Below are 19,196 nucleotides of genomic sequence, written 5' to 3'. Positions count from 1 at the left end.
GCGTGCGCGTTCAAGTGGGAGAATGGGAGGCGTGAACGCTCTTCCCACTCCTCTCGCGCTGCCCGGCTGGTCACACACCTACTCAGGGAAGGTGCGCGACCTGTATGTTCCGGAGGGCGCTGACGCCGCGACCTCACCGTACCTGCTCGTGGTCGCGAGCAACCGCGTGAGCGCGTTCGACTTTGTACTCGAGCCGCCGATTCCCGGGAAGGGCGCGCTGCTCACCGCGCTGTCGAACTGGTGGTTCTCACGGATCCCGCTTGCGAACCACCTCGCGATCGGCGAAGGATCCCCGGCCGTGCCCGAGGCCGTCGCCGACCGAGCGGTCGTGTCGCGCCGCCTCGACATGTATCCGGTCGAGTGCGTTGTGCGCGGAGCGCTCACCGGGTCGGGCTTCGTTGAGTACCAGCAGACCGGCGCGGTGTGCGGGATCGAGCTGCCCGCCGGGCTGAAAGACGGCGATCTGCTCGACGAGCCGATCTACACCCCAGCGTACAAGGCTCCCTTCGGCGAGCACGACGAGAACATCACGTTCGAGCGCTCTGCGGAGCTCGTGGGCCAAGACGTCGCCGAGGCGCTCCGGGACGCGTCGCTCAAGATCTTCACCGAGGCCCGCGAGCTCGCCGCCGAGCACGGCGTCGTGCTCGCGGACACGAAGTTCGAGTTCGGGAAGGATCCCGTGACCGGTGAACTAGTGCTCGCCGACGAAGTGCTCACGAGCGACTCGTCACGCTACTGGGACGCGTCAACGTACTTCGACGAGACCCTCTCGGGGCCCGAGCGCCTCGCCTCGTTCGACAAGCAGATCGTGCGCAACTGGCTCGCCGCGAACTGGGACAAGCAGGGTGTTCCGCCAGTGCTTCCCGAAGAGATCGTCGAGCAGACGTACGCGCGCTACCGCGACCTGTACGTACGCCTCACCGGGGAAGAGCCCCCGTTCGCCCGAGCGTAGTGGGCTAAAGCCCCGCGGTCAGCCGCGCGATCGTCTGCGCGACCGGCTCCGCCTTTGCGGCACGGTACCCCGTACCCGCCCACAGGTGCAGCCTGTCGGCGTCGCCCGCGGCGCCGGCCCGCGCACGCAGCTCGCGGGTGAGGTGGTGCACGGCGGGGTAGGCAGTGATCTCCTCGTGCGCATGCCGGTCGACGAACCCGTTGCGGAGTGCGCGGGCCGGGCGCCCCGTGAAAACGCGCGTCACCACGGTCTCGTCGAACTCGTCGGAGGCGAGGGCGCGCCTGTGCGTCTCCGATGTACCTGCCTCGTCCGTGCGAAGCAGCAGCGTTCCGACGGCCACCGCCTCTGCCCCGCCACTGAGGAGGCCGCGCACGGCGTCAGCACCGTCAACTCCGCCCGCGGCGATGAGTGGCAGCCGGGAGACAGCCGCCACCGCGGCAAGGGTGTCGGCGGTCGAGCCGTCGGTGATCCTTCGCTGCGCGTCCCAGGTCGCGGAGTGGCCTCCCGCTGCCGGGCCCTGCACGATGAGCGCGTCGACGCCGGCCTCGTCGGCGGCGCGAGCCTCGTCGGCGGTGGTCACGGTCGCGACGATGGCCGATCCCGCGCGTTTGAGGAGGGCGATATCGCTCGTCGGCGGCAGCCCGAATGTGAGCGAGACGACGGGCACTGGATCCTCGCGCAGCACCTGCAGCTTCGCGCCCCACGCGTCGTCGTCTTCCGCAGGAACCCGGCCAAGCTTCAGGCCGTACGCCCCGAGCTCGTCAGAGATCGCGGCCGCATACGCCGCGAACCCCACGACGTCGACTTCGCCTCTTCCCGGGACAAACAGGTTCACGCCAAAGTCGCCGGTGCGCCCGCGCAGCGCGGCGACCTCATCGCGGAGCGCCTCGGGAGCCTTGTACCCGGCTGCGAGGAACGGGAAGGCTCCGCCCTCAGCGGCTGCTGCTGCGAGGGCAACCGTTGTCGCACCTCCCGCCATCGGGGCGGCGACGATTGGGAGTCGGCTGGTCAGGAAAGTCTGAGTCACGTGGCCCCTCCAAGGGTTCGGCAACGGCGGCAGCGCCCGGCGAGCGCACCGTGTACAGCCAGGGTAGACTGATTCGGTACGCATCCCGTTTATTTCGCGAACCTGGAGGCACTCCTTGCCCACGATTGTTGTTGATGTCATGCCCAAGGCCGAACTCCTCGACCCCCAGGGTAAGGCGACGACGGGAGCGCTTGAGCGCCTCGGTCACGGCAAGTTTGAGAACGTCCGCATCGGAAAGCGCTTCGAGCTGACCGTGCAGGGCGAGGTCACCGAAGACGTGCTCGCAGAGGTTCGCCAGATGGCAGACGAGATCCTCTCGAACTCGGTCATCGAGGACGTTGTCGCGATCTCGGTTGACGGCGTCGCTGTCGAGGCGCGCTAATGGCGACCCGCATCGGTGTAGTCACCTTCCCCGGCTCGCTCGACGACCGCGACGCGCAGCGCGCTGTTCGCCTCATCGGCGCCGAGCCCGTCGCGCTCTGGCACGCTGACCACGACCTGCAGGATGTCGACGCGATCATCCTCCCCGGCGGGTTCAGCTACGGCGACTACCTGCGCCCCGGCGCGATCGCGGCGCTCGCCCCGATCATGACCGAGGTTATCGACGCCGCTGGCAAGGGTATGCCCGTGCTCGGCATCTGCAACGGCTTCCAGATGCTCGTCGAGGCGCACCTGCTGCCCGGCGGCCTGATCCGCAACGCGCACCAGCAGTTCATCCGCCGCGACCAGCGCCTCGTCGTTGAGAACGCGTCGACCGCTTGGACCAGCTCGTTCACGCAGGGCCAGGAGATCGTCATCCCGCTGAAGAACGGCGACGGCGGCTACATCGCGAGCGACGAGACCCTGAAGCAGCTCGAGGGCGACGGCCTCGTCGCGTTCCGTTACGCGGGCATCAACCCGAACGGTTCGCTGAACGATATTGCTGGCCTCACCAACGAGCGTGGCAACGTCGTCGGCCTCATGCCGCACCCCGAGCACGCGATCGAGGCTGGCTTCGGGCCCGACACCTCGGCAGCGATGCGCTCGGGCGTCGACGGCCTCGCGTTCTTCGAGAGCGCACTGAACGCGATCGCGGCGCGCGTCTAACGCGGCCCGATACGGGCTCACGCGGAGAGGGCGGGTGGAACTTCGGTTCCACCCGCCCTGTGCTGTTTCTGGCGCTCGTTCCGGTAGGCGAGCCCGCCAGCGAGGTAGTTCCTTGCAAGACCCTGCCTTACCTACCGCCGGGTACGGGGTGTCCCGCAGAGATGGGGCTCTCTGGCGGGCCGGGGGTGGCCGGGTGCGAGCCGGTGCGGGCCGGGGGTGGCCAGGCGAGGGCCCGGGCTGGCCAGGCTCACACCCGGGGCGGGTCAGTCCACCCGGTAGTAGATAGCCACCTTGTTGCCGGCGTGCTCGATGACCTCAACCTCGGTCCCGAAGACGCGTTCGAGCACCTCGGGCGTCATGATCTCGTCTGGCGTGCCCGACGCGACGAGCTCGCCGTCAGCAAGGGCGATGATCCGATCGGCGTACGCGGAGGCGAAGTTCACGTCGTGCACGACGAGCACGATCGTCTTCCCGAGGGCGTCGGCCGCGGCGCGCAGCTGCCGCATCATGCCCGCCGCGTGCCGCATGTCGAGGCCCGTGAGCGGTTCGTCGAGCAGCACGTAGTCGGTATCCTGCGCGAGCACCATCGCGACGAACGCGCGCTGGCGCTGGCCGCCAGAGAGCTCGTCGATGAAGCGATCTTCCATCCCCGCGAGGTCGAGGAACGCGATTGCCGCGTGGATCGCGCGCCGGTCGGCCTCGGTCGTGCGCCCGGCCGAGTGCGGGAACCGTCCGAAGGTCACGAGTTGGCGCACCGTGAGGCGGGCCATGAAGTGGTTCTCCTGGCGCAGGATCGACACGACCTTCGCCAGTTCTTTCGGCTTCGCCTGCGTCACGTCGAGGCCACCAACCGTTACGGTGCCCGCGTCGGCCCCGAGGAGCCTGCCGATGATCGTGAGCATCGTCGATTTACCGGCGCCGTTCGGCCCGATGAGCGCGGTGATGCCGCCCGGCTCGATGGTGAGGTCGATCGGGCCGAGCACGCGCTTGCCGGCGTAGTCTTTGCCGACGGAGGTGAGCTGGATCAACGCAGCCCCTTTCTGAGCAGGACGATGAGGAAGAGCAGGCCGCCAGCGAACTCGATGATCACGGTCACGAGGCCGCCCGCCGAGAAGATGTGTTTCAGTACGAACGTCGCCCCGAGCAGGGTGACGAGGCCGATGCCGATCGCGAGCGGAATGATCTCGGCGTGCGAGTCGTTTCGCGCAAACTGGTAGGCGAGCGTGGCGACGAGGAAGCCGTAGAAGGTCATCGGGCCGACCATCGTGACCGAGACGGAGACGAGTACGGCGACGAGCACGAGGATCGTCACCACCTCGCGCCTGTAGTTCACGCCGAGGCTCACCGCCGCGTCACGGCCGAGCGCGACGACGTCGTAGACCCTGCGGCGGCGCCACACGAACACGAGGATGCCGAGGGCGATGGTTGCCGCGAACGGAAGGTACTCGATGTTGCCGTTGCCGATGCTGCCGAACAATCGCGCGCTGAGCACGTCGAACTCGCTCGGCGTGAGCATCCGCTGCATGAACGTTGAGACGGAGCCAAAGCCGATGCCGAGCACGACGCCAACGAGCAGCAGCAGGTGCAGGTTCGCTCGCTTGCCCGAGAAGAGCCAGCCGTAGAGCGCCGTCGCGAAGATAACCATGAGCCCGCTCTGGGCGAGAATCTTCGGGATGCCCTCGAGCCCGGTCGCGGCCGTTCCAAACACGTACACGAGCGCCGTCTGGGTGAGCACGTAGAGCGCATCGAAGCCGAGGATCGACGGGGTCAGGATCCGGTTCGACGTCGCCGTGTGAAAGAGCACCGTCGCGACTGCCTGGCAGACCGCGACGAGCGCGATCGTGCCGAGCGAGGCCGCTCGCGACCGAACGATCACCCAGAAGCCAGCGCTGCCAGGCTGCGCCGGGTTCGCGTAGGTGAGGATCGCGATCGCGAACAGAATTGCGACCACGAAGACGATAGCGATCGGCAGGAGCTGACGCCAGCGCGGAAGCGCAGGCTCGGGTGGGATGGGGAGCTCGCCCTCGGGGCTGAGCTGGATGGGTTCACGCACGCGACCGCCCCCGCATCAGGATCGTGATGAAAACAACGGCGCCGACCATGCCGAGCACCATCGAGACAGGGATCTCAAACGGCATTCGAATCGTGCGCCCGATGATGTCGCAGACCGTGACGAGGGCGATGCCACCCAGGCACACCCACGGGAGGTTGCTGCGGACGTTGTCGCCGCGAAGCGTCGCGACGACGTTGGGAACGACAAGGCCTAGGAACGGGAGGAAACCGACGACGACCGTCGTGACACCGGCGGCAACGGCGACGAGCGCGGTACCGGCGATGAGGATCGTTTCGTACCGCATGCCGACGCTCGTTGCGACCTCACGCCCGAGGCCCGCGACAGTAATGCGATCGGCGAGGAGGAAGACGAGTAGCGTGACGATCGCGACGATCCAGAGCACCTCGTAGCGGCCGCGGACGACGCTCGTGAAGCTGCCCATGAACCAGGTGCCGACCATCTGCAGCAGGTTGAACTGCACTGCGAGGAACGTCGTGAGGGCGCTGATGACCGCGCCGAGCATGATGCCGATGAGCGGCACGACGAGCGTCGAGCGGATGACGATGCGGCGGAGGATGAGCATGAACGCCATCGCGCCGATAAATGCGAAGAGGCTCGACACGACCATGCGGCCGACGAGCCCGACGCTCGGGGCGACGATGGCGGTGAGGAGGAGGCCGAGCGACGCCCACTCGGTGGTGCCCGAAGTGGTCGCGTCGACGAAGCGGTTCTGCGTGAGCATCTGCATCACGAGGCCGCTCGCAGCCATCGCGGCGCCAGCGAGCATGAGGGCGACGGTGCGCGGGACGCGCGTGATCCACATCATTTCGGCGCCGAGGTCACCGTCGGTGATGTCGTAGACGCCGATGAACAGCGACGCCGCGAGCAGCCCGACGACGACGAGCGTCGCGAGTGCGAGCGGCCACACCCTGGCGCGCTTTTCCGGCGCGATCTCGTCGCCGGCGTCGGGCAGCGCTGAGTCGATGCTCGCCCGCGGTGTAACCGGGCGAACGCGGGGACGCCCGCTCTCTCGAGCGGGCGTCCCTTCACCGCCGTTGCCGGCGGACGTGCTGTTCACGTTCATGCTGCTGCGAATGCCGCCTGGATCTGCTCGAACAGCTCGGTGTACGCGTGGATGTCCTCGGTGAGGTAGAAGTTCGCGTCGAGGTAGATGATGTTGCCCTTGGTCACGGCGGGCACGTTCTTCAGCGCCTCCGAGCCGGCGATGAGCTCTGCCGCGGGTGCCGAGCCCTCTTCGCGCTCTTCGGGAGCGAACGAAGCGTCACGGTCGAGCGCGATGATCCACTCGGGGTTCGACGCGGCGATGGCCTCTACCGAGATGTCGTCGCCCTGGTGGTCGCTCGAAGCGCCCTCCACCTCGAGCGCGGGCACGAGGCCGAGCGCACCGAACACGGGGCCGACCGAGCGGCCAACTCCGGGAGCGAGGTAGCCGATCTTGCCACCCGAGGTGTTCACGGCCATGACGGTATCGGTGCCGTTGTAGGCCTTCTTCGCGCCGGCGATTGCATCGTCGAGCTTCTCGTTGGTCGCCTCTGCCTCGTCCTCGTGGTCGAAGATCTGGCCGAGGATCGTGTTGCCACGCTTGAGCTCGGTCATGAGGTCTTCACCCTCGCGCGGGGCGATATCGATGACGACCGAGTCGGGGTTCTGCTTCTTGATGTCCTCGTACGAGTCACCGAAGCGGTAGCCGGCGATGATGAGGTCGGGCTGTGCCGCGACGATCGCCTCGAGGTTCGGCTCGCGGTGCGAGCCGATGTCGACGACATCCTCGTTGTCGGTGTAGCCCGGCCAGACCGACCCCATGATGCCCTTCGGAGCGGCAGCAAGCTTGACGTCCCACTCGGTGAGCGTCTCGAAGACGTGGTTGTCGAGCGCGACAACGGTCTTGGGGTTCACGGGCACGTCGACGGTGCCGTAGTTGTCGGTGATCGAGACGGTCGAGCCTGCCTCGGGCTTCGCCTCGGCGTCTTCGGCGGGCGACGAGCTGCAGGCGGAGAGCACGAGGGCGGCGCTGGCGGCGATTGCCGCGAGGCCGAGCAGGCGCGGCTTGCGAGAGGTGCGGAGAGTCACGGTAATGAATTCCTTAGGACGGGGGTTCGGGTCTTGGCGCGCCGGCTTCCGGGCGGAAGCGAGAAGGGTTCCACGTTGCACCCCGTGCACGGGGATGTGCCCAACGTTGGAACCCACTTAGGTAACCCTAACCTCGAATTCATCTGATGTTCAAGCCTTGCGGCGTTTTATCACCCTGATCTGCGGTTTCTTGGACACTCTTGAGGACAGGTTAGGCGGTCTCCCCCGTCGCGTGCGCGTACGTGAGCAGCCGCAGTTCATCACCGCTCGCGAGTGTGATGGCGCGATCGCGCTCGGAAAGCCGCTCGAACCCGAGCCGCTCGTACAGCCGCCAGGCGGCCTCCATGAGCGGGCTCGTCTCGAGCACGAGCCTGTCGATGCCCCTGATCCTCGCGAGCCGCATGCTGTGCTTCGTCAGCAGCTCCCCGATGCCGCGGCCGCGTGCGCTCTGCGAGACTCCGAGCAGCCTGATGTCCATCTCCCCGGGCACTGACACCTCGGTGAGCAGCTCGCGATGTCGCGGCGTCGTGACGGTGCCAAGCAGCTCACCAGTCTTCACATCCTCGGCGACCCACACGAGGTGCGCCTCGGCCCGCGCCGCCACGTCCGCGATCTGGGCGAGATACCCGGGGTCGAGGTGCGCGTAGTCGTCGCGGTAGGCGGCGAGCACCAGCGCACTCACGGCCGGAACTTCCTCGGCCCGGATGAGGCGCACTCGCACGTCAGTGCGCTCTTGCAGGGCATAGCGGTAGGTGAGCGAATCGCCGTAGCCGGTGCTCGTGCGCTGCGCGTCGAGCTCGGCGGTGTGCTTGAACCCCAGGCGTGCGTAGAGGCGCTGCGCCGGGTTGCGTACCCCGGTATCGAGGCGGAGGGCAGACCGGCCCCACCCGAGCGCAACCTCGAGCCCCGCGCGCACGAGCGCTTCACCGATCCCTCGCCCCTGCGCGCCGGGGTCGACGGCGACGAGCCTGAGCTCTGCCTCCCCCTCGCCCGCGAGCTTCGCGTGCGAGGTGCCTGGCCGCAGCACCGAGGCCGCGCCGAGCAGCTTGCCGCTCTCCTCGATGACGATGACCTGGCCGTCTGCGTCGCGCCCCGCGGTGTCGTTCACCGAGCGCTCCCACTCGGGGTCGCCGTCGAGGTCGGCCGCATACGGGCCAGCGCTGTAGGCGGCGTTCAGCAGCGCGACCTCAGCGGGGTACTCAGCGGCCAGGATCGGGCGAATCAGTGGGTTGGAAGCAGCATTCACCCAGTCAGTCTAGGGCCGCCTCGGCCCGAAGAGCGCCGCTAGAACTGCGGGGGCAGCGGCGCTCCGGGAACCGAGAAATCTGGCTGGCCGTCAGGCCGGGCCGGGATCGGGCGGCCATCCGCGAACGTCGGCCACGGAAGCAGAATCTCGGTCGGCTGCTGAGGCTGCTGAGGCTGCTGAGCCTGCTGCGGCGCGACAGGCGATCCGGCCTCTGCGGGCGCGTGACCGGGCTCCGCCGCCGCACCGGCGAGAGGTGCTGCAACCGCAGCGGCCTCGCCTGCGGGAGCGTGCGCAGCGTCAACCGGGAGCGCCGGAGACGCCGGAGACAGCGGCGCGAAAGGCGTTCCGAGAGCGCCCGCCTCGCGAGCGGCCTTGTCTGCCGCGCGCTTCGCGGCGCGCTCGTCGGAGTTGTTCGCCCACCGCAGCAGCAGCGTCACCGAGAGGCCCAGCGCCGTGAGAATGAGCACGGCGGTCGCGATCTTCCAGTAGAGATCGGGGATGTGGAGGCGGAACGCCTCGATCCCGACGGGCGCGGTGAAGAGGATCCCGGAGAGCACAGCGAGCACGCTCGTAACAAAGGCGAACCGGTTGCCAGCCTCGTCGCCCTCGCGGCCGGTGCGCAAGAGCAGCTCACAGCAGAGGATCACGAGTCGCGTGACGAGGATCACGAGGAACGACTTCCAGAAGATCTGGAACATCAGCGAGAACGAGTCGTACGGCGTCATCCAGATCACAACGAGCAGCAACCCCAGGATGTACGTGTTCGCGATGAGAGCCACGGGAGCGTACCACTCGTTCGCGCGGTCGCGGCTCGTGTCGATCGCGGTGAGCACGACGAACACCGCGAACAGCGCGAACGTCGAGAAGATGCGCTCGAAGCGCCCCTCGAAGTCACCAATGAACAGCAGCGAGATCGATGCGAGGGTGAGGCCAATGAGCAGCACGATGCTCACCCGAAGGAACATCGACAGCTTCTTCGTGCCCGGCGCGGCGACCTGTGGCGCCGGGGCGCCCTGGCCTGCGTGGAGGTCGACACCCTGCGGAGTTTGCTGTGGGGCTTGCTGTTCGGTCATACCCCCAGTCTGACACCTGCGGCCCAAGAACACCCAGAGCGTTCCCTAAGAACCCGGAAATCGGCGCGCGCCGGGCGGCCGCGCACCCCTCGTTTCCCCACCCCCGGCGGGGCCGCCCTCGCGGGGGCAAAGCTGTGCCCGAAAGCCGCGTAGACTGAGGGGGTGACTGACTTCGCTGCCTCTACCATTCGCCCCGATACGGTCGCCGACGCGGCTGCCACCCCCGAGAAGGAACAGCCGTACGCGGCCCTCGGGCTCAAGCCAGACGAGTACGACAAGATCCGCGAGATTCTTGGCCGCCGCCCCACCTCGGGCGAGCTGGCGATGTACTCCGTCATGTGGTCCGAGCACTGCTCGTACAAGTCCTCGAAGATCTACCTGCGCCAGTTCGGCAAGAAGGTCAACGACAAGATGCGCGAGCGCCTGCTCGTCGGCATGGGCGAGAACGCAGGCGTCATCGACGTTGGCGAGGGTCTCGCCGTCACGTTCAAGGTGGAGAGCCACAACCACCCCTCATACATTGAGCCGTTCCAGGGCGCCGCGACCGGCGTCGGCGGCATCATCCGCGACATCATCTCGATGGGCGCCCGCCCCGTCGCGGTCATGGACCAGCTGCGGTTCGGCGCGATTGACGACCCCGACACCGCGCGCGTCGTGCACGGCGTCGTCTCGGGCATCTCGTCGTACGCGAACTGCCTCGGCCTTCCGAACCTCGGCGGCGAGACCGTGTTCGACGGCGTCTACCAACAGAACCCGCTCGTGAACGCACTCGGCGTCGGCGTGCTCCGCCACGAAGACCTCCACACCGCGAACGCCTCCGGCCTCGGCAACAAGGTTGTGCTCTTCGGCGCCCGCACCGGCGGCGACGGCATCGGCGGCGCGTCGATCCTCGCCTCCGATTCGTTCGATGAGGGCGGCCCCACGAAGCGCCCCGCCGTGCAGGTCGGCGATCCCTTCGCTGAGAAGGTACTCATCGAGTGCTGCCTCGAACTGTTCCAGGGCGAGCTCGTCGAGGGTATTCAGGATCTCGGCGCGGCCGGCATCTCGTGCGCGACAAGCGAGCTCGCGGCGAACGGTGACGGCGGCATGTTCATCGAGCTCGACAGCGTACTGCTGCGCGACCCGTCGCTCACGGCCGAGGAGATCCTCATGTCGGAGAGCCAGGAGCGCATGATGGCGATCGTCGCGCCCGAGAAGCTCGACGAGTTCCTCGCGGTGACCGCGAAGTGGGACGTTGAGACGAGCGTGCTCGGTGAGGTCACCGACACGAACCGCCTCGTCATCAACTGGCGCGGCGAGGAGATCGTGAACGTCGACCCCTCGACCGTCGCCGTTGACGGCCCCGTCTACGAGCGCCCCGTCGCCTACCCGACGTGGATCGACGCCCTTCAGGCAGACTCGGTCAACGCCGCGGGCCTCGCACGCGACGAAGACGGCGACGCGCTCCGCGCGCAGCTGCTCGCGGTCTCGTCGTCGCCGAACCAGGCTGACGTGTCGTGGGTCACGAACCAGTACGACTACTACGTCGGTGGCAACACCGCCCTGTCGTTCCCCGACGGCGCCGGCATGATTCGCGTGAACGAAGAGACCGGCCTCGGCGTCGCGATCTCGACCGACGCGAACGGCCGCTACTGCCAGCTCGACCCGTACGCTGGCGCGCAGCTCGCGCTCGGCGAGGCGTACCGCAACGTCGCCACCTCGGGCGCCGTGCCGACCGCAGTCACCGACTGCCTGAACTTCGGCAGCCCCGAGAACCCCGAGGTCATGTGGCAGTTCTCGCAGGCCGTTGAGGGCCTGTCTGACGCCTGCCTCGAGCTCGAGGTTCCCGTCACCGGCGGCAACGTGTCGTTCTACAACCAGACGGGCGATACCCCGATCCACCCGACTCCCGTTGTTGGCGTGCTCGGCATCATCGACGACGTCGCGCGCCGCATCCCCTCGGGCTGGCAGGATCAGGGCGAGAACCTCTACCTGCTCGGCGTGACCCGCGACGAGCTCGACGGCTCGGCCTGGGCTGAGGCCGTGCACTCGCACCTCGGCGGGCTTCCCCCGAAGGCTGACCTCGATGCTGAGCGCACGCTGGCCGAGCTGCTCCACGCGGCGAGTCAGGGCGGCCTGCTCTCGGCAGCGGTCGACCTGTCAGAGGGTGGCCTCGCGCAGGCCGTCGTCGACGGCGCACTCCGCTTCGGCATCGGCGCTCGCGTCTGGATCACCGAGATCATGGAGCGCGACGGCGTCGACGCTGTTGCCGCGCTCTTCTCGGAGTCGCAGGGCCGCGTGCTCGTCGCCGTTCCCCACGAGGAGGACGTGAAGTTCCGTGGCCTCTGCGAGGGGCGGAACTACCCCGTGCTCAAGGTCGGCGTCACCGACCTCGCGGGCGCGGACGCTGCGATCGAGGTTCAGGATCGCTTCACGCTCCCCCTCGCCGAGCTGCGTGCGTCGGTTGAGGCGACGCTGCCCGCGGCCTTCGGCCCGGTTATCGCGGAGTAATCCATTGCACTGAGCCCTAAGGCTCAGAACGGGGAGGGCCCATTCCGGTGGTGCCCTCCCCGTTTGTGTACTCGGGGCCTGTTCGTGCCCGCCCCGGCCCAGCCCAGCCAGCCCGACTCGACCAACCCGGCCCGGCCAGCCTTCCCAATGCTTTCTGCAGTTCACATGCCGAACCTTGTGCGCACGGGCAGATCTTCTGCATATCCCAGGCCGTGCGGCTGAGCGCCGGGACGACACCCGAGGCACACCCGCCTCACGCCCCGCTCAGACCAAACAGAGCCGATGCTTTCTGCACTTCACATGCCGAACCTCGTGCATAGTGGCAGATCTATCGCAGATCCCAGGGCGTGTGGCCGACCGTCCCAAACCGTGCAGCCGGCCACCAACCAGTAGAGCCCTATGCCGCAGCCGCAGCCCGAGCCGCAGCCGGCAGCGCCCCCGCGATCCTTCCGATGACCCTGTCGTCGTGCGCGGCGCTCACGAACCAAGCCTCGAAGGCGCTCGGCGGCAGGTTCACGCCGGCCTCGAGCATCGAGTGGAAGAACGCCCGGTGCTTCGCGGTGTCTTGCCCGAGCACGTCGTCGTAGGTGGCGGGGGCCACTGGGTAGTCGCCGAAGAGCACGCTGAGCAGCGTGCCCGCCCGCTGCACCCTGTGGGCGACACCGGCGGCAGTGAGCGCATCGTCGAGTTCGACTGCGAGCGCGTCTGCGGCGGCCGCAAGCCGCTCGTAGACCGCATCGTCTGCGTTCCGCAGCGTCGCGAGCCCTGCGGCAACGGCGAGCGGGTTCCCCGAGAGCGTGCCACCCTGGTAGACGGGCCCGAGAGGCGCGAGCTGCTCCATGAGGTCGCGCCTGCCGCCGAGCGCGGCGAGCGGCAGCCCGCCTCCGACGACCTTGCCGAAGGTGAAGAGGTCGGGCTGCAGGCCGTCGGGCATGCCCTCACGCTCGATGCCCCAGTAGCCGGAAGCGCTCGCGCGGAACCCGGTGAGTACCTCGTCGGTGATGACGAGCGCGCCGTGCGCGTGGGCGAGGCGGATGAGCCCCTCGGTGAAGCCGGGGTCGGGCGGCAGTATCCCCATGTTCGCCGCGGCGGACTCCGTGATGACGGCGGCGATCTCGCCGGGGTGCGTCTCGAACGCGTGCTCGAGCGCGGCGAGGTTGTTGTAGGGCAGCACGAGGGTCTGCCCAGCGGTCTCGGCCGTGACTCCGGCGGACCCAGGAAGCCCAAAGGTCGCGAGCCCCGAGCCCGCGGCCGCGAGCAGCCCGTCTGAGTGCCCGTGGTAGTGCCCCGCAAACTTAATGATGAGCGGACGCCCGGTCGCACCACGGGCGACGCGAATCGCGGTCATCGTCGCCTCCGTGCCAGTCGACACGAGACGCACGAGATCGACCTCGGGCATGCGCGCGATGATCTCTTCCGCGAGTTCGTACTCACCGGGCACGGACGCGCCGAACCCGAGGCCCCGAGCGGCCGCCTGCTGCACGGCCTCGACAACCGCGGGGTGGGCGTGGCCGAGGAGGGCGGGGCCCCAAGCACCGACGAGGTCGACGTACTCGCGGCCGTCGGCGTCGGTGACCGTCGCACCGCTCCCGCTGACGAAGAACCTGGGCGTGCCTCCGACCGAGCCAAACGCGCGCACCGGCGAGTTCACGCCGCCGGGGATGAGCCTTGCGGCCCGCGCAGCGAACTCGGCGTTCGCCCCGGCACCAGCGGCAGCCCCGGCACCAGCGCTCATCGGAGCCACCCCGCAAGCTCGGTCGCGAAGTAGCTCAGGATCGCATCAGCCCCTGCCCGCTTGATCCCAAGCACAGATTCCTCAATGGCCCGCCGCCTGTCGATCCAGCCGTTCTGGGCCGCAGCCTCGATCATCGCGGCCTCGCCCGACACCTGGTACGCCCAGACGGGCACGGGGCTCACCGCGGAGACGTCGGCGAGCACATCGAGGTAGCTCATCGCGGGCTTCACCATGACGATGTCGGCGCCCTCGATTACGTCGAGCTCGGCCTCGCGGAGCCCCTCGCGGCGGTTCGCCGGGTCCATCTGATAGCCCTTCCGGTCGCCGGTGAGCTGCGAGTCCACAGCCTCGCGGAACGGCCCGTAGAACGCCGACGCGTACTTCGCCGAGTAGGCGAGCAGCGCGGTATCCGGGTGCCCAGCGTCGTCGAGCGCCTCGCGCACGGCAGCGACCTGGCCGTCCATCATCCCTGACAGGCCGAGGAGCTCCGACCCGGCCTCCGCCTGGGCGACCGCCATCGCGCGGTACCGATCGAGCGTCGCATCGTTGTCGACGGCGGCGGCGTCGGCGGTGAGCACGCCGCAGTGCCCGTGGTCGGTGAACTCGTCGAGGCACAGGTCGGTCTGCACGACGAGCGCGTCGCCGGCCTCGGCGCGCACGGCGGCCGTCGCGACGTTGAGGATGCCAGCGGGGTCGTCCGCGGCGCTCCCTCGAGCGTCGCGCACGGCCGGGATCCCGAACAGCATGACGCCCCCAATCCCGGCAGCGGCCGCCTCCGCGACCGCCCCGCGGAGGGAGTCGAGGGTGTGCTGCACGACGCCGGGCATCGAGCCAATCGGAAGCGGCGCGTCGATCCCCTCGCGCACGAACATCGGGAGGATGAGGTCGCGCGGGTGCACGCGCGTCTCGGCGGCGAGGCCGCGCATCGCTGGCGTCGCGCGGAGCCGCCTGGGGCGAACGGTGGGGGTCATACTTCGGTTCCTTCTCGGTTGGGGGTTTCGGTGAAAGCAATGGGGCCGGAGCGCAGGCGTGCGCAGTGCTCGGCGAGCGCCCGTACGGTACCCGCCGCGGTGTGCTCGGCGGCGATGACCGCCGCGGGGATGCCGAGCCGAGCGAGTTCGCGGGCGGTCGGTTCGCCGATCGCGGCGACGAGCGCCCCGGGCGGGAGCGGGGCGAAGCGGCCAGCGAGCGCCCGCGCGCCTGACGAACTGAAGACGAGCACGGCACCGAGCCGCGGCCGGAGTTCGGCGTCGGCGCGCCCCGCCGCTGCGGCTACGGTCCGGTAGGCCGTGACGCGCTCGGGTTCGAAGCCCGCCGCGCGGAGCCCCCTCTCGACGGTCTCGTCGGCGAGGTCGGAGAGCGGGAGGAGCACGCGGCCTGAGAGATCAGGATCCCCCGCCGCGCCGCCCGCCCCGCCCTCGCGCTGGGCGGCCAGTCGCTCTGCCAGCCGCGCGCCCGTGAACTCGTCGGGGATGAGGTCGACGTCGAACCCGGCGGCCTCCAGGCGCTCCGCTGTCGCGGGCCCGACGGCCGCGATCCGGGCTCGACCAGGGAGCGCCTCGCCCGTGATGAGCGCGTCGGCGCCGTGCACGCTCGTGACGGCGACCCAGCCATACTGCCCGGCGTTCACGCGCGCGATCGCGGCGCGGAGGGCCGCTCCGTCGTGTGGGGGCAGCTGTTCGATGAGCGGGACGAGAACCGCCTCGCCGCCGAGGGCGCGCACGTCGTCGGCGGTCCGCTCTCCCCGTTCGCCCCCGCGCGGCACGAGCACGAGACGCCCGCCGAGTGACGGCGGGGCAGCCAGATTCGCGAGGGTCACCTCGTGCCGCCCAGTGGCGCGAGGTGCTCCGCCCCGCGGGCAAGCAGCTCCTCCGCCACGCGGCGCCCGAGTTCCGTCGGCGCGGCGGCATCCGGCATGGCGGGCTCCCAGGGCGCGCTCGCGGTCGCGGTGAGCTGCTCGCTGCCGTCGAGCCTGTAGACGGTTGCCGAGAGCGTCAGGGTGCCGCCCTCGACCGCCGCGGTCGCCCCGATCGGTGCGGCGCACCCGGCTTCGAGTGTGCCGAGCAGCGCGCGCTCCGCGATCGCCTCGGCCCGCGCCCACGGGTCGTTCAGCGCGGCGAGCGCCCGGCGCATCACCGGCAGTTCTACATCAGTCGAGCGCACCTCGATCGCGAGGGCGCCCTGGCCCGGCGCTGGCGGCGCGGCGTGAAAGGGAAAGCGTTCGGAGATCGCGTCGCCCCGGCCGATCCTGTCGAGGCCAGCCGCGGCGAGCACGACCGCGTCGAGGTCGTCGGAGATCCTGCCAAGCCGGGTGTCGACGTTGCCGCGGATGTCCGACACCTGCAGGTCCGGCCGACGGGCGAGCAACTGCGCGGCGCGCCTCGGCGACCCGGTGCCAACCTTCGCGCCCGCGGGAAGCGTCGCAAGCGTCATGCCGTCGCGCGCGCAGAGCGCGTCTCGCGGGTCGGCCCGCACGGGGACCGCGCCGAGGGTGATCCCTTCGCACGGGCCCGTGGGCAGGTCCTTCAACGAGTGCACCGCGAGGTCGCACTCCCCAGCCACGAGGGCCTCACGCAGCGCGCTCACGAAGACGCCGGTTCCTCCGAGCTGCGCGAGCGGGGCGCGCGACACGTCGCCGTGGGTGGTGATGATCACGAGCACAACATCGACTCCCGTCGCGCGCGCGATCGCCTCGGCGACCGTCGTCGTCTGCGAGACCGCGAGCGCGCTGCCGCGCGTGCCGATGCGAAGGAGCCCAGGTGCGGCCGCGACCGCACCGTCGGCGCGAGTTACGGAGCCGGGGGTGGCGGCGCCTGCGGGTACGGGCGATGCGGGTGCTGGAGTTTCGGTCATGCTGACGGTACCGAGCTTTCGTTCGTTGGAGTGAGGTGTTCAAGGAGGCGGGCCGCCGCCGCGCGGGCGCCGGGAACCACGGAGGCGAGCCCAGTGCCGCTCACCCAGTCCCCCGCGAGTTCGACGCCCGGGGGCGGCGCGAGCCGCGGTGCCGACCCGGGCGGGGCGCCAACCTTCCACGGCTGGCGCGTCCACTCGCGCACCGCGGCGGGGGCAATGGGCACTCCGAGAATCAGTGAGGCGTCGCGGCAGGCGAGGGCGAGGGCTTCGTCGTCGGAGAGCCCCGCCGTCTCTGGGGCGGCGCCCGCTCGGCCGTACGAGAGCCGGATCACGTGCGTGCCCGCGGGCACCGACGCAGCCCGGTCCGGCCATTTCGCCGTCGCGTGGGTGAGCGCCTTCGCAGCGATGCCCGCGCCCTCCGCGACGAGTGCCCCGGTGCCGCGCGGGGCGGCGTCGAGTCGGGGCTCTGCGACCGCGAGCGCGACAACCTCTATGTCGTGCTCGGGCGGCGGGGGCGTTCGCTCGGCGAGCAGCGCGGCCGCCACGCTCTCTGGCACGGCGAGCAGCACCGCATCGCATCGGAGGATCGTCTTGCCCGCGCCGTCGCGCAGCGTCCACTGGGCTCCGGAGGGCCGGCCAGGCGCCGCGGCGTGCTCCGAGACACCGCGCGTAATCTCGACCACCCGGGTGCCCGTGCGGATCGCGCTCCCCCGGTCTTCGGCGTCGGAAGCGAGCGCGTCGACGAGCGCCGTCATCCCGCCCGCGAGCGCGGCGACGGCGCCGCCCGCGGCCACACTCGCGTCGCGGAGCTGCCTCGCCGCCCGCACGAGCGAGCCGGTCCGGGCGTACGCATCGGCGAGGCCGGGCACCGCCTGGACCTCGAGTCGATCCGGAACCGTGGAGTACACGCCGAGCGCGATCGGCCGCACGAGCCTGTCAAGTGCGCGGTCCCCGAGACGGCGCCGGACGAGGGCGCCGAGCGTCTCTGCCGTTCCCCCCGCGGACGCCCCCGCGCCCGCGACGTCGCGGCGCAGCAACGGTTCGACAGCGACCCGCAGGGCACCGCGGAGCCCGAGGTGCGCCCGGACCGCTGCGGCGAGGGGCCTCGCGGGGATACCGACGGCGCCGCCCGGGGGCAGCGGGAGGGCACCGTTTGCCGTCACGACCCAGGACCCGAGCTGCGCCGGGTGCACGATGCGATCCGAGAGCCCGAGGTCGGCCATGAGCGCGGCGACGGCTCCCCCGCGGGTGGCGAACGCCTCGGCGCCGACGTCGAACGTCGCGCCTTCGAGCTTGGCCCCGCGCACCCTGCCCCCGAGCGTGGTGTCGCGCTCGACGAGCGTGACAGTCGCCCCGCCCCGCGCGAGCTCGCGGGCCGCGACGAGCCCGGAGACTCCGCCGCCGACGACGGCGACGTGCGGCCCGCCGCGGGTGCTAGCGTGCATGCGCGAGCTGCACGATGCGGGTGAGCACGTCGGGGTTTGTCTCTGGCGGCACGCCGTGGCCAAGGTTCAGGATGTGCGCGGGGGCACGCTCCCCGCGAGCGAGAACATCGGCGACGTGCGCTTCGAGCGCGGCCGCGGGGGCCCCGAGGAATGCGGGGTCAATGTTTCCCTGCAGCGGCATCCCCTGGCCCAGGCGGGCGCTCGCCTCGTCGAGCGGCGTGCGCCAGTCGACGCCGACCGCATCCGGGTCGAGTGCGGTGAGTTCCTCGAGCAGGTGCCCGGAGCCCACCGCGAAGTGGATCACCGGGACCCGTGCCCGGGCGCCCGCCTCCCACGGGTGCGGGTACGAGAGCTCCCGCGCGAGGCTGAGCGCCTGCCGTGACGCCGGGGCCACGTGCTCGCGGTAGTCGGCGGCGCTCAGCGAGCCCGCCCACGAGTCAAACAGCTGCACCGCGCTCGCCCCGGCCTCGATCTGCGCCTCAAGAAAGACGGCGCTGAGGTCGGCCGTCCACGCGAGCAGCTCGCGCCAGGTCTCGGGATCGGACTGCATGAGCGTCCGCGCGCGCAGGTGCTCGCGCGACGGCCGCCCCTCCACGAGGTAGGCAGCGAGCGTGAAGGGCGCGCCGGCGAAGCCGATGAGCGGCGTCTCCCCGAGCTCGGCGACTGTGAGCGCTACGGCCTCCCGGATCGGGCCGAGCGCCGCCCGCAGCCGCTCGGGAGTGTACTCCGCGCGGCACCGCGCGACGTCCTCGGCGGTGCGCACGGGCTCCGCGAAGACCGGCCCGACCCCGGCGACGAGGTCAACGTCGACGCCCGCGAGAAGCAGCGGAACCACGATGTCGCTAAAGAACACCGCGGCATCGACGCCGTGCCGGCGCACCGGCTGCAGCGTGATCTCGCTCGCGAGTTCAGGGTTGAGACAGGCGTCGAGCATACGATGCTCGGAGCGCAGGGCCCGATACTCGGGCAGCGAACGGCCCGCCTGCCGCATGAACCACACGGGTACGCGTTCGGGCCGCTCAGCCCTGAGGGCGCGAACGAGCGGGGAGTTGCTGGTGCGCCCAGTAACGAGCGGGTGGGTTTCGCTGAGAAGTTTCATCGCCGAGATAGTAACCCATAGATCTGATGTGATAAATCTGATGTGC

Annotated in this window: 17 protein-coding genes; 4 read left to right on the top strand and 13 right to left on the bottom strand. The window is 70.0% G+C overall.

Annotation, left to right across the window (positions count from 1 at the left end; genetic code table 11):
- Positions 1 to 22 precede the first annotated feature (22 nt).
- Positions 23 to 952, top strand: coding sequence for a phosphoribosylaminoimidazolesuccinocarboxamide synthase (locus FB468_RS13105; RefSeq protein ID WP_141887745.1), 930 nt, complete (start codon positions 23 to 25; stop codon positions 950 to 952).
- Between the two features lie 4 nt (positions 953 to 956).
- Here the strand turns inward: FB468_RS13105 and FB468_RS13100 are convergent, their stop codons facing one another.
- Positions 957 to 1,979: a nitronate monooxygenase gene (locus FB468_RS13100; protein WP_246055884.1), complete on the bottom strand. Its 1,023-nt coding sequence runs from the start codon at positions 1,977 to 1,979 to the stop codon at positions 957 to 959.
- A gap of 115 nt (positions 1,980 to 2,094) precedes the next feature.
- Here FB468_RS13100 and purS point away from each other — a divergent pair, with 115 nt between their 5' ends.
- Entirely contained in the window at positions 2,095 to 2,361 is a 267-nt protein-coding gene (gene purS / locus FB468_RS13095; protein WP_121073857.1) for a phosphoribosylformylglycinamidine synthase subunit PurS, read from the top strand.
- On the top strand, positions 2,361 to 3,065 hold the full coding sequence (gene purQ / locus FB468_RS13090; RefSeq protein WP_141887743.1) for a phosphoribosylformylglycinamidine synthase subunit PurQ: 705 nt from the start codon (positions 2,361 to 2,363) through the stop codon (positions 3,063 to 3,065). Before purS ends, purQ begins: the two co-directional genes overlap by 1 nt.
- A 263-nt stretch (positions 3,066 to 3,328) precedes the next feature.
- On the opposite strand, the gene FB468_RS13085 is transcribed toward purQ, so the two are convergent.
- From FB468_RS13085 to FB468_RS13060, 6 genes are all read right to left on the bottom strand, one after another.
- The gene (locus tag FB468_RS13085; protein ID WP_141887742.1) at positions 3,329 to 4,093 is read right to left on the bottom strand and encodes an iron ABC transporter ATP-binding protein; all 765 of its coding nucleotides are present in this window, start codon (positions 4,091 to 4,093) and stop codon (positions 3,329 to 3,331) included.
- Positions 4,090 to 5,118, bottom strand: coding sequence for an iron chelate uptake ABC transporter family permease subunit (locus tag FB468_RS13080; protein WP_141887741.1), 1,029 nt, complete (start codon positions 5,116 to 5,118; stop codon positions 4,090 to 4,092). Before FB468_RS13080 ends, FB468_RS13085 begins: the two co-directional genes overlap by 4 nt.
- Entirely contained in the window at positions 5,111 to 6,202 is a 1,092-nt protein-coding gene (locus tag FB468_RS13075) for an ABC transporter permease (protein WP_141887740.1), read from the bottom strand. Before FB468_RS13075 ends, FB468_RS13080 begins: the two co-directional genes overlap by 8 nt.
- Entirely contained in the window at positions 6,199 to 7,209 is a 1,011-nt protein-coding gene (locus FB468_RS13070; protein ID WP_246055883.1) for a siderophore ABC transporter substrate-binding protein, read from the bottom strand. Before FB468_RS13070 ends, FB468_RS13075 begins: the two co-directional genes overlap by 4 nt.
- 211 nt (positions 7,210 to 7,420) lie before the next feature.
- A complete protein-coding gene (locus tag FB468_RS13065; RefSeq protein ID WP_141887739.1) occupies positions 7,421 to 8,455 on the bottom strand; it encodes a GNAT family N-acetyltransferase in 1,035 nt (344 codons plus the stop codon).
- 38 nt (positions 8,456 to 8,493) lie between these two features.
- On the bottom strand, positions 8,494 to 9,528 hold the full coding sequence (locus FB468_RS13060; RefSeq protein WP_141887738.1) for a hypothetical protein: 1,035 nt from the start codon (positions 9,526 to 9,528) through the stop codon (positions 8,494 to 8,496).
- Between the two features lie 162 nt (positions 9,529 to 9,690).
- Between FB468_RS13060 and purL the strand changes: the two genes are divergently transcribed.
- On the top strand, positions 9,691 to 12,018 hold the full coding sequence (gene purL / locus FB468_RS13055; protein ID WP_141887737.1) for a phosphoribosylformylglycinamidine synthase subunit PurL: 2,328 nt from the start codon (positions 9,691 to 9,693) through the stop codon (positions 12,016 to 12,018).
- Between the two features lie 397 nt (positions 12,019 to 12,415).
- On the opposite strand, the gene hemL is transcribed toward purL, so the two are convergent.
- Genes hemL through hemE form a run of 6 tightly spaced genes read right to left on the bottom strand, consistent with a single transcriptional unit; the run spans position 12,416 to position 19,150 of the window.
- Complete coding sequence (gene hemL, locus FB468_RS13050) at positions 12,416 to 13,753, bottom strand: glutamate-1-semialdehyde 2,1-aminomutase (protein WP_141887736.1); 1,338 nt, start codon at positions 13,751 to 13,753, stop codon at positions 12,416 to 12,418.
- Positions 13,750 to 14,724: a porphobilinogen synthase gene (gene hemB, locus FB468_RS13045; RefSeq protein WP_141887735.1), complete on the bottom strand. Its 975-nt coding sequence runs from the start codon at positions 14,722 to 14,724 to the stop codon at positions 13,750 to 13,752. Before hemB ends, hemL begins: the two co-directional genes overlap by 4 nt.
- Positions 14,721 to 15,572 carry a uroporphyrinogen-III synthase gene (locus FB468_RS13040; RefSeq protein WP_170219730.1) on the bottom strand — a complete coding sequence of 284 codons (852 nt, stop codon included), beginning with the start codon at positions 15,570 to 15,572 and terminating at the stop codon, positions 14,721 to 14,723. The genes hemB and FB468_RS13040 overlap by 4 nt, the downstream gene beginning before the upstream one ends.
- Complete coding sequence (hemC, locus tag FB468_RS13035) at positions 15,569 to 16,606, bottom strand: hydroxymethylbilane synthase (protein WP_141887733.1); 1,038 nt, start codon at positions 16,604 to 16,606, stop codon at positions 15,569 to 15,571. Before hemC ends, FB468_RS13040 begins: the two co-directional genes overlap by 4 nt.
- Complete coding sequence (locus FB468_RS13030; RefSeq protein WP_141887732.1) at positions 16,603 to 18,051, bottom strand: protoporphyrinogen/coproporphyrinogen oxidase; 1,449 nt, start codon at positions 18,049 to 18,051, stop codon at positions 16,603 to 16,605. Before FB468_RS13030 ends, hemC begins: the two co-directional genes overlap by 4 nt.
- On the bottom strand, positions 18,041 to 19,150 hold the full coding sequence (gene hemE / locus FB468_RS13025) for a uroporphyrinogen decarboxylase (RefSeq protein WP_141887731.1): 1,110 nt from the start codon (positions 19,148 to 19,150) through the stop codon (positions 18,041 to 18,043). Before hemE ends, FB468_RS13030 begins: the two co-directional genes overlap by 11 nt.
- Between the last annotated feature and the right edge of the window lie 46 nt (positions 19,151 to 19,196).

This window comes from Leucobacter komagatae (assembly GCF_006716085.1).
Taxonomy (GTDB): domain Bacteria; phylum Actinomycetota; class Actinomycetes; order Actinomycetales; family Microbacteriaceae; genus Leucobacter; species Leucobacter komagatae.
Note: the sequence above shows the minus strand (reverse complement) of the source record. Positions and strands in the feature narration are given on the sequence as shown.

Coding starts and splice junctions, on each gene's coding strand:
- FB468_RS13075 (WP_141887740.1), bottom strand. CDS start 6,202: ATGAACGTGAACAGCACGTCCGCCGGCAACGGCGGTGAAGGGACGCCC.
- FB468_RS13105 (WP_141887745.1), top strand. CDS start 23: ATGGGAGGCGTGAACGCTCTTCCCACTCCTCTCGCGCTGCCCGGCTGG.
- purQ (WP_141887743.1), top strand. CDS start 2,361: ATGGCGACCCGCATCGGTGTAGTCACCTTCCCCGGCTCGCTCGACGAC.
- FB468_RS13060 (WP_141887738.1), bottom strand. CDS start 9,528: ATGACCGAACAGCAAGCCCCACAGCAAACTCCGCAGGGTGTCGACCTC.
- hemC (WP_141887733.1), bottom strand. CDS start 16,606: ATGACCGAAACTCCAGCACCCGCATCGCCCGTACCCGCAGGCGCCGCC.
- hemB (WP_141887735.1), bottom strand. CDS start 14,724: ATGACCCCCACCGTTCGCCCCAGGCGGCTCCGCGCGACGCCAGCGATG.
- hemL (WP_141887736.1), bottom strand. CDS start 13,753: ATGAGCGCTGGTGCCGGGGCTGCCGCTGGTGCCGGGGCGAACGCCGAG.
- FB468_RS13030 (WP_141887732.1), bottom strand. CDS start 18,051: ATGCACGCTAGCACCCGCGGCGGGCCGCACGTCGCCGTCGTCGGCGGC.
- hemE (WP_141887731.1), bottom strand. CDS start 19,150: ATGAAACTTCTCAGCGAAACCCACCCGCTCGTTACTGGGCGCACCAGC.